This window comes from Bacillus sp. SIMBA_074 (genome assembly GCF_046534555.1).
Classification (GTDB): Bacteria; Bacillota; Bacilli; order Bacillales; family Bacillaceae_G; genus Bacillus_A; species Bacillus_A mycoides.
In genome coordinates this window covers 1-229 of the sequence record NZ_JAWRYM010001361.1, presented here as the reverse complement: position 1 = coordinate 229, position 229 = coordinate 1, and the positions used below count along the sequence as shown (strand labels likewise).

At 54.1% G+C, this 229-nt stretch carries 1 protein-coding gene; it reads right to left on the bottom strand.

The window, feature by feature from the left end; all coding sequences use genetic code 11:
• Positions 1–227: cation:proton antiporter domain-containing protein (locus SB773_RS35140; protein ID WP_410595232.1), on the bottom strand; the 227-nt coding region annotated here is incomplete at its 3' end.
• Positions 228–229 lie beyond the last annotated feature (2 nt).

The following is a 229-nucleotide window of genomic DNA, read 5'->3' as shown; positions in this document are numbered from 1 at the left end:
ATCGCGACCAACGTCAGCAAAATACCACAGGTGCTAACTTGCGCTACGCCAAGGCCGAATATCTGCCGCCGCAGCGCCCACAACTTAGCTGGCCGCATCTCCAGACCAATAATAAACAAAAACATAACAACGCCTAGCTCAGCGGTGTGTAGTAGCGTTTCAGGGCTGCTAATCAATGCCAAACCGAATGGGCCTACTGCAAGCCCCGCTGCAAGATAGCCCAGCACGG